The organism is Pseudomonas sp. F8002 (assembly GCF_013385495.1).
Taxonomy (GTDB): Bacteria; Pseudomonadota; Gammaproteobacteria; order Pseudomonadales; family Pseudomonadaceae; genus Aquipseudomonas.
The window spans coordinates 165,475-179,370 of sequence record NZ_JACAPW010000025.1 but is presented as its reverse complement, the minus strand read 5'-3'; the positions used below and the strand labels follow the sequence as shown (position 1 = coordinate 179,370).

Below are 13,896 nucleotides of genomic sequence, written 5' to 3'. Positions count from 1 at the left end.
GCAGCCCCAAAAAGCCGGGAGCGCTACGCACTGGAGCGCCAACCCGGTCCAGCGGGAGCAAGCTCCCTCGCCACAGGTGTAATGCATCAGGTCACAGGTGATAGAAATCCAGCACCGAGTTGATGGTGTCGTTGAGCAGCAGCGCATGCTTGCGGGTGATCAACCAACTGTCGCCATCGGGCTTGAGGCTGTAAGTGGCGCTGCCGTAGAACTGCTCCGACGTCGCCAGCCGATAGAACAACGTGTGCCAGTTCAACTTCACTTCCAGCAGCCCGCCCGGTTGCTCGGCAATCCGCACGTTGTTGATCAAATGCAGCGTCCTCGGCATCGGCGTGGCCGACGCGGCCTTGCCCGTGCGCAGGCGAAACACCCGATCCTCCAGCCCCGAGCGGTTGGCGTAGTAGATCAACGACATTTCGCGCTTCGGGTCGCGGGTGTAGACATGTTCCGAATCCCACTGCGGCAGGTGGAATTCACTCTGCGGGTCGAACAGCTGCACGTAGGCGTCCCAGTCCTGGGCATCGCACAGCTCGGATTTACGGTAAAAAAACTGCTCGATCCGGTACTGCAATTGCGCATTCATCATTCCACCTCCCGCAGTTTCAGGGCTTGCTGGTCGAGCCCGTCCAGCAGGAATTTCTGCCAGTTGCGGTGCTGGTTGACGTACAGCCCTTCGTGGGTGAATTCGGTGCCGGTCATCGCCGGCTGGATACCGATGGATTCGCTATTGGGTGTCGGCCCGGTTTCCCAGCGATGGCTGCCGCGGGAGATATCGCTCCAGCGTTCCAGGCGGCCCTGGAAGCCGCGCTGGGCTTCGCGGAACTCCACCAGGTCATCCGGCGTGCCCATGCCCGAGACGTTGAAGAAATCCTCGAACTGGCGAATACGGTTTTCACGGTCGGCGTCAGACTCGTTCTTCACCCCCAGGCACTGGCTGATGATTTCGGTCTTGTTCCACGCGATAGGGCGGATGATCCGCAGCTGCGAGCTGATCTGGTCGAGGAAGAACAGGCTCGGGTAGATGTTCAGGTTGCGCAGGCGGTGCATCATCCATTCGGCTTTTTGCTGGCCGTGTTCTTCGATCAGGCGCGGCATGATGGTGGCGTAGCCCGAACGCACGGTGGGGTTGGGCATGTCGCTGAACAACAGGCTGTGGCCATTGTTGAAGGCGAACCAGCCGTCATCGGTGTTCGCGTCGCCGGCGCCGAGCTTGCTGTAGTCCAGTGTCGTGCCCGAGCCGGTGCCGTTTTCCGTATTGACCTGCTGGCGATGCTGCACCGTGGCCACGTAGTTGTAGTGCACGGTGCTGACGTGATAACCGTCCAGGCCGTTCTCGTTTTGCAGTTTCCAGTTACCGTCGTAGGTGTAGGCCGACTTGCCCGGCAGCACTTCCAGCTCACCGGTGGCCGATTGGGCGACCATCATGTCGAAGAACACTTTGGCGTCGCCGAGGAAGTCTTCCAGGCTGTTGGTGCCGTTCACGTCGAGGCTGATGAAGACGAAGCCCTTGTAGCTCTCGATCCGCGCTTTTTTCAGGCCGCGAGTGGCCTTGTCGAAGCCTTCCGGGTATTCCCCCGGCGCCTTGACCTTCACCAGCCGGCCATCGCTCTTGTAGCACCAGGCATGGAACGGGCAGGTGAAGGTGGACTGGTTGCCCTTGCCGACTCGGGTCAGGGTGGTGCCCCGGTGCTGGCAGGCGTTGATCAGCGCGTTGAGCTGGCCTTCGCCGTCGCGGGTGATGATCATCGGCTGGCGCCCGGCGCGCATCGTCACGAAGTCGTGCTTGTTGGCCAGTTCGCTCTCGTGACAGGCGTAGATCCAGTTCTTCTCGAAGATCAGCTCCATTTCCAGCTCGAACAACTCCGGCTCGGTGAACATGTCCCGGGCGATGCGGAACACCTCATCCACCGGACGGAAGTCCAGGCAGCCTTCGATAAAGCTTTTCCACTGCTCGACGCTTCTTGCACCACTCATGGGAGGCACCTTTTTGATAATGGCTAGACGGGTAAGCCATTAAGAGGCTGCGGCGGGGCACCGGGCTATCCGGTTAATGGGGGAAGGTGGGCCACTTAGTTGGGCACGAAATACCCACGGCGGTGCAGGGCGGTGGCGGAATGCGCTACTGTCTTGCAAGGCGATTGTCGGAAAAGTCTGCTTGTTATCCACTTAGTCGACGGTTGCTATCCACCCAGTGGCGATCCCGCTGGCGTGGCGCAAAACTTGCTGTCGATCTACCAGGACGCGCCGTCAGAGCGCGCCGGCCACAATTGCCGTGGGTGCCCCGTGATGAGTAGCAATACACGCGATATACGTATCGAGCGCTTCGACCTTGAAGGCGCCTGCAGCTGGATGTCCGGCATTTGCGGGCCGCACCGCCTGCAAACCGCGACGCCGGAGCGCATCCGCTTTCACCACAGCGCCAATGTGTTCAAGTCCCGCGCCACGACGCTGGGGATTATCGAATACGGCACCGACGTCACCATCGACATCGAAGACGCCGAGCACTTCAGCAGCTACAGCCTGACCCTGCCGCTGGTGGGCGAGCAGGAACTGAGCAAGAACGGCGTGCGGCTCAGCTCCAACCGTGACCAGGGCGTGATCATCTCGCCCAACGAACATCAGGTGCTGGAGATCTCCGGCGACTGCCGCAAGTTGCAGGTGGTGATCACCCGCGCGGCGATGAGCGAATCCCTGGAAGGCCTGCTGCAGCGGCCGATTGAAGCGCCGCTGCGCTTCGAGTCGGCGATGGACGCGGTGGACGGCGCTTCCGCGTCGTGGTGGCGCATGGCGCGGTATTTCATCGCCGAACTGGAGCGCAGCAGCGAGCTGTATGACCAGGTGGCGTTTACCCGGGACCTGGAAAGCTCGCTGATCAAGGGCCTGATCCTGGCCCAGCCGAACAACTATTCCGAAGAACTGCGGGACGTGCTGGGGGTGAAGCTGCCGCACTATTTGATTCGTGCCCGACAGTACATCCACGACAACGCCCGGGAAGCGGTGCACCTGGAGGATCTGGAGGCGGCGGCGGGCGTGTCGCGCTTCAAGCTGTTCGATGCCTTCCGCAAATACTTCGCCCTGTCGCCCATGGCCTATCTGAAGAAATACCGCCTGGGTGCCGTGCGCCAGCAAATCCTCGAACATGGCTCCACGCGCACCATCTCCGAAATCGCCCTGGGCTGGGGCTTTACTCATCTGGGGCGATTCTCGGCCGAATACCGCAAGCTGTTTGACGAATCCCCCAGCCAGACCCTGCAACGCAACGACGCCCGGCGCATGCGTGGATGAACACCTACTCAAAAACAAAGGGGATCAACTGTGGGAGCGGGCTTGCTCGCGAATGCGGTGCATCAGCCAACTCATTCGGTGACTGACACTGCGCATTCGCGAGCAAGCCCGCTCCCACATTGGATGTGTGGTGTTCTTTTAAATCAACTCTTCCACCAGTTGCAGGCAATGACTGAGCCCCGGCGACTGGTCATTGATCCGCCGGCTGAGAATGATCGGCGACGTGGCGGTGGCCTCCACCACCGGCGTATAGCCAATGTCTGCGCGGTGCAGCACCTGCACCGAGGCGGGTACCAGGGTCACGCCCATGCCTGCGCCGACCAGACCAATGGCGGTCTGCAATTCGTTGGTCCACTGCGAAACCTTCAGGCTCAAGCCATGGGCATCGAACAGCGCGATCACATGGTCGGCGTAGCTCGGCCGCGGGTTGCCGGGATACAGCACGAAGGGTTCAGCGGCCAATTGCGCCAGGGTGGCCGGGGCGCCCAGCAGGGGATGCCCGGCGGGCAACACCGCCACCAACCGGTCCTCCACCAACACCCGCTGCACAATGGCCGGGTCGTCGATGCGAATCCGCCCGAAGCCCACGTCAATCCGCCCGGCCTTGAGAGCTTCAACCTGTTGCAGCGTGGTCATCTCCGACAGGCCCAACTCCAGCTCCAGGCCATCGTGGCTGCGCAGCCGGCGAATCAACTCCGGCAGCACGCCGTACAGCGTCGACGGCGCAAAACCGATGCCCAGCCAGGTTTTCTGCCCAAGGCCGATGCGCCGGGTGTTGTCACACACCTTGCCCAGTTGCTCCAGCAGCACATTGGCGTGCTCATAGAAAAACCGCCCGGCTTCGGTCAGGCGCAACGGGCGCCCACGCTCCAGCAGCACCACACCCAGTTCGTCCTCCAATTGCTGGATCTGCCGGCTCAACGGCGGCTGGGCAATGTGCAGGCGTTCGGCGGCGCGGGTGAAGTTGAGGGTTTCCCCCAGCACCTGGAAGTAACGCAGATGGCGCAGTTCCATAAAGACTCCATTCATACCTTAAGGGTATTGTTCGAGACTCATTCTATATTGGAAGCCAGCAGAGATCCGGAACAGAATCAGGCCAAATCTATAAAGAACCCAACGGGTATTGCCATGCCGATTTGCGCCATCGAGTCGATCGAGACCATCATCGTCGATCTCCCTACCATCCGCCCGCACAAACTGGCGATGCACACGATGCAGAACCAGACCCTGGTGATCATCCGCGTGCGCTGCGCCGACGGTATCGAAGGCATTGGTGAATCCACCACCATCGGTGGCCTGAGCTACGGCAATGAAAGCCCCGACAGCATCAAGATCAACATCGACCGGCACTTCGCGCCGCTGCTGCTCGGCCAGGACGCGAGCAACATCAATGCCGCCATGTTGCGCCTGGAGCGCAGCATCCGGGGCAACACCTTTGCCAAGTCGGGTATCGAAAGCGCCTTGCTCGATGCCCTCGGCAAACGCCTGAACCTGCCGGTCAGCGAATTGCTCGGCGGCCGCGTGCGGGACGCCTTGCCGGTGGCCTGGACCCTGGCCAGCGGCAACACCGAAAAAGACATCGCCGAGGCCGAGAAGATGCTCGACCTGCGCCGCCACCGCATTTTCAAATTGAAGATCGGCGCCGGTGAAGTCAGCCAGGACCTGGCCCACGTCATCGCGATCAAAAAAGCCCTGGGCGACCGCGCCAGTGTGCGGGTCGACGTCAACCAGGCCTGGGACGAAGCCGTGGCCCTGCGCGCCTGCAAGGTGCTGGGGGACAACGGTATCGACCTGATCGAACAACCGATCTCGCGCAACAACCGTAGTGGCATGGTGCGGCTCAACCTGTCGAGCCCGGCGCCGATCATGGCCGACGAGTCCATCGAATGCGTGGAAGATGCCTTCAACCTGGCCCGCGAAGGCGCGGCCTCGGTGTTCGCCCTGAAGATCGCCAAAAACGGCGGGCCGCGTGCGGTATTGCGCACCGCTGCGATTGCCGAAGCGGCGGGTATCGGCCTGTACGGCGGCACCATGCTCGAAGGCGGTATCGGCACCCTGGCCTCGGCCCATGCCTTTCTCACCTTGAACAAACTGGCGTGGGACACCGAGCTGTTCGGCCCGCTGCTGCTCACCGAAGACATCCTCGCCGAGCCGCTGGTGTACCGCGATTTCCACCTGCATGTCTCCACCGCTCCGGGCCTGGGCCTGGCCATCGATGAAGAGCGCCTGGCGTTCTTCCGTCGCGATAACTAACAAGAGGACACCTGCGATGTTGTTCCACGTAAAAATGACCGTGAACCTGCCCGTCGACATGAACCCCGAGCGCGCTGCCGGCCTCAAGGCTGAAGAAAAAGCCTTCTCCCAGCGGCTGCAGGAGCAAGGCAAATGGCGCCACCTGTGGCGCATCGCCGGGCTGTACGCCAACTACAGCGTGTTCGATGTCGACAGCGTGCAGGAACTGCATGACCTGCTGATGCAACTGCCGCTTTATCCTTACATGGCCATCGAAGTGAATGCCCTGTGCCGGCATCCATCGTCGATCCGTGAGGATGATCGCTGAGTCTGTTTTTTCACCTAATAATTACAAGATGAGGATTGCACCATGACCATCCGACTTTCCCAGACTGCTCACGCCCAACAGTTTCTCGAAGAAGCCAGCGGCAACCTTAACGACGGCGGCAACCCACGGGCCAAGGCGCTGATCTACCGGATCCTGCGGGACACGGTGAACATCATCGAAGACCTGGAAGTGACTCCGGAAGAGTTCTGGAAGGCGGTCAACTACCTCAACGAACTGGGCAAGAACCAGGAAGCCGGCTTGCTCGCGGCAGGGTTGGGCCTGGAGCATTACCTGGACATGCTGATGGACGCGGCAGACGAGGAAGCCGGCAAATCCGGCGGCACCCCGCGCACCATCGAAGGCCCGCTGTATGTGGCCGGTGCGCCGCTGTCCAAGTTCGAGGCGCGGCTGGACGACGGGCAGGACCCGGGCGTGCCGCTGTTCATGCAGGGCCAGGTGCGCGACACCAATGGCAAGCCGTTGGCGGGGGCGATTGTCGATGTATGGCAGGCCAATACCGGTGGTACGTATTCGTGGTTTGACAGCACGCAGTCGGAGTTCAACCTGCGTCGGCGAATCGAGACCGATGCCCAGGGCAACTACCGTTTTCGCAGCATCGTGCCGTCGGGGTATGGCTGCCCGCCGACCGGCCCGACCCAGCAGTTGCTGGACCAGTTGGGGCGCCATGGCCAGCGGCCGGCGCATATCCACTTCTTCATCTCGGCGCCGGGCCATCGGCACCTGACCACGCAGATCAACCTGTCGGATGACCCGTACCTGCATGATGATTTTGCCTATGCGACGCGGGATGAGTTGATCGCCGAAATTCGCTTCAGCGAGGACGCAAACCTGGCGAAGGAATTTGGTGTGGAAGGGCAGTTTGCGCAGATTGATTTTGACTTCGAGTTGCAACCTGCGGCGGCGCCGGTAGAACAAAAGCGCATGCAGCGAGTTCGCGCGCTCGAAGACTGAACGCGGTAGAAAAATGTGGGAGCGGGCTTGCTCGCGAATGCGGTGGATCAGTCAATATTTCCGGTGACTGACACTCCGCATTCGCGAGCAAGCCCGCTCCCACATTGGCGCTGTATCGTTTGGCCTACTTGCGAACAACCAGATCGAGCAGATCATCCCGATCCTTGATCTTCTGCAGCACGATCTCCGAGCGAATATCCATCACCCCCGCCGTGCGGTTCAGGTGGTTCACAATGAAATCCGAAAAGTGCTTGAGGTTGCGCGCCTGCACCCGCAGCACATAATTGCTCGCCCCGGTAATCACATACGCACTGGCCACCTCCGGCCACCCTTGCACCTTCTTGATAAACGTCTCGTGCCAATCCTCCACATCCTGGCGTAACGACAGGTGGACGATGGCCTCCAGCTCGATCCCCAGTTGCTCGGCGTTCAACACCGCCCGATAACCACTGATGATTCCCTCGCTTTCCAGCAGGCGCAAACGCCGCAGGCAGGCCGACGGCGACAGGGCGACTTTCTCCGCCAGTTCCTGGTTACTGATACGGCCATCCTGTTGCAGGAAATGCAGAAGGCGCAGGTCGGTGGCGTCGAGAATCATGGTTAGAATAAATCCGCGTGTTTGGGGGTTAAATTCGAATTTCCTACAGCTTAATTAGCCTGTTGCCCACCACTTTGCACGAAAATTCTCTAAAGCTTCGTTCATTATTTGGCTCATTGTTACTACAACAACAGGACTGACCATGACCACCCGCACCCATTGCCTGACCCTCGACGCCCAGGATCCGCTGGCGCCATTGCGCAACCAATTCGCCTTGCCGGCCGGGGTCATCTACCTCGACGGCAACTCCCTCGGTGCGCGCCCGGTAGCGGCACTGGAACGAGCGCAAGCGGTGATCGCCGAGGAGTGGGGCAATGGCCTGATTCGCAGCTGGAACAGTGCCGGCTGGGCCGACCTGTCCCAGCGCCTGGGCAATCGCCTGGCACCGCTGATCGGTGCCCGCGACGGTGAAGTGGTGATCACCGATACCACCTCCATCAACCTGTTCAAAGTGCTCAGCGCCGCGCTGACCGTGCAACGCGAACGCGCGCCAAGCCGCAAGGTGATCGTCAGCGAAGCGAGCAATTTCCCCACCGACCTGTACATCGCCGAAGGCCTCACCGAACTGCTGCAACAGGGCTACTCCCTGCGCCTGGTCAACAGCCCGGACGAACTGCCGAAAGCCATCGACCAGGACACGGCCGTGGTGATGCTCACCCACGTCAACTACAAGACCGGCTACATGTACGACATGCAGGCCCAGACTGCCTTGAGCCATGAATGTGGCGCGCTGGCGATCTGGGATCTGGCGCATTCGGCGGGCGCGGTGCCGATCGACCTGCATCAGGCCGGTGCCGATTATGCGATTGGTTGCACTTACAAATACCTCAATGGCGGGCCCGGCTCCCAGGCGTTTGTGTGGGTCAACCCGGCGCTGGTGGATGTGGTTACGCAGCCGCTGTCGGGCTGGTTCGGGCATACCCGACAGTTCGCCATGGAATCGCGTTATGCCCCGAGCCAGGGCATCGCCCGCTACCTGTGCGGCACCCAGCCGATTACCTCGCTGGCGATGGTGGAGTGTGGCCTGGATATTTTCGCCCAGACCGATATGGCCAGCTTGCGCTCTAAATCCCTGGCGTTGACCGACCTGTTTATCGAGTTGGTGGAAAGCCGTTGCGCCGCCCACGACCTGACCCTGATCACCCCGCGTGAGCATGCCCGACGGGGTAGCCACGTCAGCTTCGAACACCCGGAAGGCTACGCGGTTATCCAGGCCTTGATCGCTCGCGGCGTGATTGGTGATTATCGCGAGCCGCGCATCATGCGTTTCGGGTTTACCCCGCTGTACACCAGCTTTGCTGAAGTGTGGGATGCGGTGGAAATCCTGGGTGAGATTCTCGATCAGAGAACCTGGGACCAGCCGCAGTTCAAGGTTCGCCACAGCGTCACCTGAGTAAACGCAGAGCAAAAAATGTGGGAGCGGGCTTGCTCGCGAATGCGGTCTATCAGTCTCTGATGTATTGACTGGCACACCGCATTCGCGAGCAAGCCCGCTCCCACAGGGAACAGTGTTTCAACCAGAAAGCAGTGCAATCACAATAATAAAGGGGCACGCCACGTGACCACGCCAAACCAAGGCTTTGCCGAAATCACCAATCGCGAACTGGGCCTCAGGCGCCAGCTCACTTCCGGCCAGATGAGCATGATCGCCATCGGTGGCGCCATCGGCACCGGGCTGTTCATGGGCAGCGCCTACGCCATCGGCTATGCCGGGCCCAGCGTGCTGGTGAGCTATGCCATCGGTGCGCTGATCACTTTGCTGTTGATGGGCTGCCTGGCGGAGATGACCGTGGCGCATTCCACCTCGGGCTCCTTCGGCGCGTATGCCGAATTTTACGTCAGCCCGCTGGCCGGTTTCCTGGTGCGCTATGCGTACTGGGCGGCGATTGTGCTGGCTGTGGGCGCCGAGGTCACGGCGGTGGCGATGTACATGAAGTACTGGTTTGCCAACGTGCCGGAATGGGTGTGGATCGTCTCGTTTTCCAGCGTGCTGATCGTACTCAACGCCATCAGCGTCAAGACCTTCGGCAACTTCGAGTACTGGTTCTCCACGATCAAGATCAGCGCCATCGTTGGCTTCATCATCCTCGCGGTGTACGTGGTGTTCGGCTCCGGCAACCCGGATTACGGTGTGCAGAACTACACGGCCCACGGCGGCTTTTTCCCGAACGGGTTGAGCGGCATGTGGATCGCGGTGATCGTCTCGATCTTCAGTTACCTGAGCGTGGAAATGATCGCGGTGGCCGCCGGTGAAGCGGCCGACCCGGAGCAGGCGGTGAAAAAAGCCTTCCGCGCGACCATCGTGCGCCTGGTGGTGTTCTACCTGCTGACCCTGGCGCTGATGTTGGCCATCGTGCCATGGAACCAGGCCGGCCACGCCCAGAGCCCGTTCGTCACGGTGATGCAGACCATCGGCATTCCCGGCGCCACCGGGGTGATGAACTTCGTGATCCTGATCGCTGCGCTGTCGGCGATGAACAGCCAGCTCTACATCACCACCCGCATGATGTTCAGCCTGTCCCGCGCCGGTTTTGCGCCCAAGTCCATGGGCGCCTTGAGCAAGAGCGGGATCCCGTTGAACGCCTTGTTGCTGTCCAGCTCGGGCATTGCCCTGGCGACCCTGCTGAACGTGGTTTACCCGGAAAGCTCGTTCACCCTGATGATGGCGATCTCGATGTTTGGCGCGATCTTCACCTGGTTCATGATCTTCCTCACGCACCTGTTTTTCCGTCGCTACCGCAAGCGTCACGGCGGGGCGAAGCTGTCGTTCCAGCTGGCGCTGTTTCCCTACAGCACACTGCTGGGCCTGGTGCTGATGGGCGAGGTGATGATCACCACGTTTTTCACCGATGCGTTCAAGATGACGCTGGTGTTCGGGGTGCCGTTCCTGCTGATTCTGTCGGCGGTGTACTACGTATTTTTCCGCAAGGGCGCGGCCAAGGCATCGAACAAGGCTTTGGCATAACCAGGCAATTGCTCGAACTCGCGGGCGCATAACAGCAGTTTGCGACAGGCCCAATCCTCGCTCAGGGTTTGGGCCTTGAAGCGCCGCTCCAACGGCCAGCGCTCCAGCGCGGCCAGGGGCACGATCCCCAGCCCGGCGCCCCGGGCGACCATGCGAATCAGCCCGTCAAACCCATCTGCGCGGATGCGTGTCTGCAAGCGAAAGCCTGCGTGCAATGCCTGTTCCTCCAGGTACACCGCCAGCGCGCTGTCGGCGGCCAGGCCCACGTAGTCGTGCTGCAGGCTGTCGATAAAACTCACGGTGCGCCCGGCCAGCGGATGTTCCAGCGGCATGATCAGCACCAGCGGGTCGTCGCGAAAGGGCAGGGTTTGCAGGCCGTGGGTATCTACTGCGTCGGAAATAAGCCCCAGGTCTGCCGCGCCCTGGCGCAAGGCGTGGGTGATGCGCAGGCTTGGCAGTTCCTGCAGGTCGATGTCGAGGTTGGGGTGCTCGTGCAGAAAGTCCGCCAACAGTTCCGGCAGGTACTCGCTCAGGGCGGTGGTGTTGCACAGCAGGCGCACTTGGCCCTTGACGCCGTTGGCGTATTCCGCGAGGTCTTGCTGCAGGTGATCGGCTTGCTGCAACAGCAGGCGGGCGTGACGGGCGAGGGCTTTACCCGCAGCAGTCGGGGTGACGCCACGGCGGCCACGTTCAAGAAACTCGATGCCCAGGGAGGCTTCCATCGCCCGGATCCGTGCACTCGCCGCCGCCAGGGACAAATGGCTGCGGCTGGCGCCGGCGGTGATATTGCCGGTGTCGAGGATGTGCAGGTACAGGCGCAGGTCGATCAGGTCAAAGTGCATGGGCTGGGGATCTCAGTGTCTGTACGGGCCTCTTCGCGAGCAAGCCCGCTCCCACATTTAGATCTGTGAACCCTTTCAAAATGTGGGAGCTGGCTTGCCTGCGATGAGGTCATCTGCCTCATGCAAAACAAGAGGCTGCCTCAGTATATGGCGAATTTTCAGACATCACCCAAACCTGCAAAATCGACCCATGAATACCTTACTCGCGTTCTACCAAAACCTCGGCCCGGCCCTGACATGGCTGGTGATCGGCACCTTCCTGCTGGCCGGTACGGTCAAGGGCGTCATCGGCCTGGGCCTGCCCACCGTCGCCATGGGCATGCTCGGCCTGGCTATGTTGCCGGCGCAGGCTGCGGCGTTGCTGATCATCCCGTCCACCGTCACCAACCTCTGGCAACTGGCCTTCGGCGGTCACCTGAGCGCGTTGATCAAACGCCTGTGGCCGATGCTCCTGCTGATTTTCCTCGGCACCGGGCTGGGCTCGGTGTGGCTGGGCATGGATGGCGGGCATTGGGTGGTGCGCGCGTTGGGCGGCGCGCTGCTGGTGTATGCCTTGAGCGGGCTGTTGCTGCCGACGTTCAAGGTAAGTCCGGCCACCGAGCGTTGGCTGGGCCCGCTGTGCGGCGTGCTGACCGGGGTGATCACCTCGGCCACCGGGGTGTTTGTGATACCGGCGGTGCCGTATCTGCAAGCGTTGGGCTTGAACCGCGATCAGCTGGTACAGGCGTTGGGGCTGTCGTTCACCGTGTCGACGCTGGCGCTGGCAGCCGGGCTGTTCTGGCGTGGCAGCCTGGGCGGCGGTGAATTGAACGCCTCGTTGTTGGCGCTGGTTCCCGCGCTGCTCGGGATGTGGCTGGGCCAGGCCCTGCGCCAGCGCATCAGTGCCGTGCTGTTCAAGCGGGTGTTCTTTATCGGCATGGCCGCGCTGGGAGGTCATCTGCTGATCAGTGGTTAACAATATGCCGCTGATTCGTGCGCCTTGGTCAAATGTATTTTGCCGCCGGGACGCTTATTCCAACGGACTGACCCCGTTACCCTGCCTTCAGACATTTTTAATCTTTAGGCACCCCCTATGAAAAAAGTACTCCTGCTCAACGGCGGTAAGAAATTCGCCCATTCCGACGGTCGCTACAACAGCACCCTGCATGAAGCCGCCCTGGCGGTACTGGACCGTGGCGGCATCGACGTCAAGGAAACCCACATCGACGCCGGCTACGACGTGGCCGAAGAAGTCGCCAAATTCCTCTGGGCCGACGTGATCATCTACCAGATGCCCGGCTGGTGGATGGGCGCTCCGTGGATCGTCAAGAAGTACATTGATGAAGTCTTCACCGAAGGCCACGGCAGCCTGTACGCCAGCGACGGCCGCACCCGCTCCGACTCGTCGCAGAAATACGGCAGCGGTGGCCTGATCCAGGGCAAGCAATACATGCTGTCCCTGACCTGGAACGCTCCTCAGCAAGCGTTCGACGACCCCACCGACTTCTTCGAAGCCAAGGGCGTGGACGCGGTGTATTTCCCGTTCCACAAGGCCAACGAGTTCCTCGGCATGACCGGCCTGCCGACCTTCCTCTGTGTGGACGTGATGAAACGCCCGGCCATCGAAGCCGACGTGGCGCGTTATGAACAGCATCTGGCACAGGTGTTTAACCTGAGTCTGTAATGCGGCTAGTATCCGTGCAGCCGCTATAAAGAGGATTCACGTTGAAAGCCCGATCCGATGAGCTACAGATCTTCGTCTGCGTGATTGAATGCGGGTCGATTTCCGCCGCAGCCGAGCAGGTCGGGCAGACGCCGTCGGCGGTCAGCCGCACTTTGTCGCGCCTGGAAGCCAAGCTCGACACCACCCTGATCAATCGCACCACCCGGCGCATGGACCTGACCGAAGAGGGCAAGTATTTCTTCGAGCGGGCCAAGGTGATCCTCGAGCAGATGGACGACCTGGAAGAACGCCTGTCGTCGCGCCAGCAAACCCCGTCGGGGCGCCTGCGGATCAACGCGGCGTCGCCGTTCATGCTGCATGCGATCGTGCCGTACATCGCCGAGTTTCGTGGCCTGTACCCGGATATCCAGCTGGAACTGAACAGTAACGACCTGATCATCGACCTGCTGGAACAGAGCACCGACATCGCGATTCGTATCGGTGCCCTGGCCGACTCGACGTTGCACGCCCGCTCACTGGGGTGCAGCCCGCTGCATATCCTCGCCAGCACGGCGTACCTGGAACAGCACGGCACGCCCACTACCGTTGCCGAACTGGCCGAACACACGTTGCTCGGCTTCACCCAGACCGAAACCCTCAACCACTGGCCGTTGCGCCATGTGCACGGCGATCGCTGGCAAATCCAGCCCGGTGTCGCCGCTTCCAGCGGTGAAACCTTGCGCCAGCTGGCGCTGGAAGGGCAGGGCATCACCTGTTTATCGGACTTCATGACCGCCCAGGACATCAAGACCGGGCGCCTGATACCGGTGCTGGCCGAGTTCAACAGCGGCTATCGTCAACCGATCAATGCGGTGTACTACCGCAACTCGCAATTGGCCTTGCGCATCCAGTGCTTCCTGGACTTTATCCAGGGCAAGCTGGTCAGCTACGCCAGCTGATTCGTGACCTCTGCGCAAGATTGAATTGGGCAATACGGACTTATTCGGAATGGATAGGTCCGCAATACTGAGT

At 61.1% G+C, this 13,896-nt stretch carries 14 protein-coding genes; 9 read left to right on the top strand and 5 right to left on the bottom strand.

Translation table 11 applies throughout. From position 1 onward, the window contains the following. Positions 1 to 91: 91 nt before the first annotated feature. Positions 92 to 583, bottom strand: a complete 492-nt coding sequence (gene antB / locus HX811_RS19970; protein ID WP_102368034.1) for an anthranilate 1,2-dioxygenase small subunit — start codon at positions 581 to 583, stop codon at positions 92 to 94. Continuing rightward, entirely contained in the window at positions 583 to 1,974 is a 1,392-nt protein-coding gene (gene antA / locus HX811_RS19965; RefSeq protein ID WP_003212318.1) for an anthranilate 1,2-dioxygenase large subunit, read from the bottom strand. Before antA ends, antB begins: the two co-directional genes overlap by 1 nt. 312 nt (positions 1,975 to 2,286) lie before the next feature. Between antA and HX811_RS19960 the strand changes: the two genes are divergently transcribed. Continuing rightward, a complete protein-coding gene (locus HX811_RS19960; protein WP_008436676.1) occupies positions 2,287 to 3,285 on the top strand; it encodes a helix-turn-helix domain-containing protein in 999 nt (332 codons plus the stop codon). A gap of 138 nt (positions 3,286 to 3,423) precedes the next feature. On the opposite strand, the gene HX811_RS19955 is transcribed toward HX811_RS19960, so the two are convergent. Further along, a complete protein-coding gene (locus tag HX811_RS19955; RefSeq protein WP_003212314.1) occupies positions 3,424 to 4,299 on the bottom strand; it encodes a LysR family transcriptional regulator in 876 nt (291 codons plus the stop codon). Between the two features lie 114 nt (positions 4,300 to 4,413). On the opposite strand from HX811_RS19955, the gene HX811_RS19950 reads away from it, so the two are divergent. From HX811_RS19950 to catA, 3 genes are read left to right on the top strand one after another with little or no spacing between them, the layout of a single operon-like run. Then, the gene (locus HX811_RS19950) at positions 4,414 to 5,538 is read left to right on the top strand and encodes a muconate cycloisomerase family protein (protein WP_177047049.1); all 1,125 of its coding nucleotides are present in this window, start codon (positions 4,414 to 4,416) and stop codon (positions 5,536 to 5,538) included. Positions 5,539 to 5,554: 16 nt separating this feature from the next. Further along, on the top strand, positions 5,555 to 5,845 hold the full coding sequence (gene catC / locus HX811_RS19945; protein ID WP_003212310.1) for a muconolactone Delta-isomerase: 291 nt from the start codon (positions 5,555 to 5,557) through the stop codon (positions 5,843 to 5,845). Between the two features lie 42 nt (positions 5,846 to 5,887). After that, entirely contained in the window at positions 5,888 to 6,817 is a 930-nt protein-coding gene (gene catA / locus HX811_RS19940; RefSeq protein WP_008436682.1) for a catechol 1,2-dioxygenase, read from the top strand. Between the two features lie 124 nt (positions 6,818 to 6,941). On the opposite strand, the gene HX811_RS19935 is transcribed toward catA, so the two are convergent. After that, positions 6,942 to 7,415 (bottom strand): Lrp/AsnC family transcriptional regulator, encoded by a 474-nt coding sequence (locus HX811_RS19935; RefSeq protein ID WP_003212305.1) that lies wholly within the window; start codon positions 7,413 to 7,415, stop codon positions 6,942 to 6,944. Between the two features lie 142 nt (positions 7,416 to 7,557). Here HX811_RS19935 and kynU point away from each other — a divergent pair, with 142 nt between their 5' ends. Together kynU and HX811_RS19925 are read left to right on the top strand one after the other, a co-directional pair. Beyond that, entirely contained in the window at positions 7,558 to 8,808 is a 1,251-nt protein-coding gene (gene kynU, locus HX811_RS19930; protein ID WP_003212302.1) for a kynureninase, read from the top strand. A gap of 165 nt (positions 8,809 to 8,973) precedes the next feature. Beyond that, positions 8,974 to 10,380, top strand: a complete 1,407-nt coding sequence (locus tag HX811_RS19925; RefSeq protein WP_177047047.1) for an amino acid permease — start codon at positions 8,974 to 8,976, stop codon at positions 10,378 to 10,380. On the opposite strand, the gene HX811_RS19920 is transcribed toward HX811_RS19925, so the two are convergent. Further along, entirely contained in the window at positions 10,326 to 11,222 is an 897-nt protein-coding gene (locus tag HX811_RS19920; protein ID WP_177047045.1) for a LysR substrate-binding domain-containing protein, read from the bottom strand. The genes HX811_RS19925 and HX811_RS19920 overlap by 55 nt on opposite strands. Positions 11,223 to 11,412: 190 nt before the next feature. Here HX811_RS19920 and HX811_RS19915 point away from each other — a divergent pair, with 190 nt between their 5' ends. From HX811_RS19915 to HX811_RS19905, 3 genes are all read left to right on the top strand, one after another. Continuing rightward, on the top strand, positions 11,413 to 12,177 hold the full coding sequence (locus HX811_RS19915) for a sulfite exporter TauE/SafE family protein (RefSeq protein ID WP_177040602.1): 765 nt from the start codon (positions 11,413 to 11,415) through the stop codon (positions 12,175 to 12,177). Between the two features lie 117 nt (positions 12,178 to 12,294). Next, a complete protein-coding gene (locus HX811_RS19910) occupies positions 12,295 to 12,885 on the top strand; it encodes an NAD(P)H-dependent oxidoreductase (protein WP_008436691.1) in 591 nt (196 codons plus the stop codon). Positions 12,886 to 12,926: 41 nt separating this feature from the next. Next, positions 12,927 to 13,823, top strand: a complete 897-nt coding sequence (locus HX811_RS19905) for a LysR family transcriptional regulator (RefSeq protein ID WP_177047043.1) — start codon at positions 12,927 to 12,929, stop codon at positions 13,821 to 13,823. Positions 13,824 to 13,896: the final 73 nt, after the last annotated feature.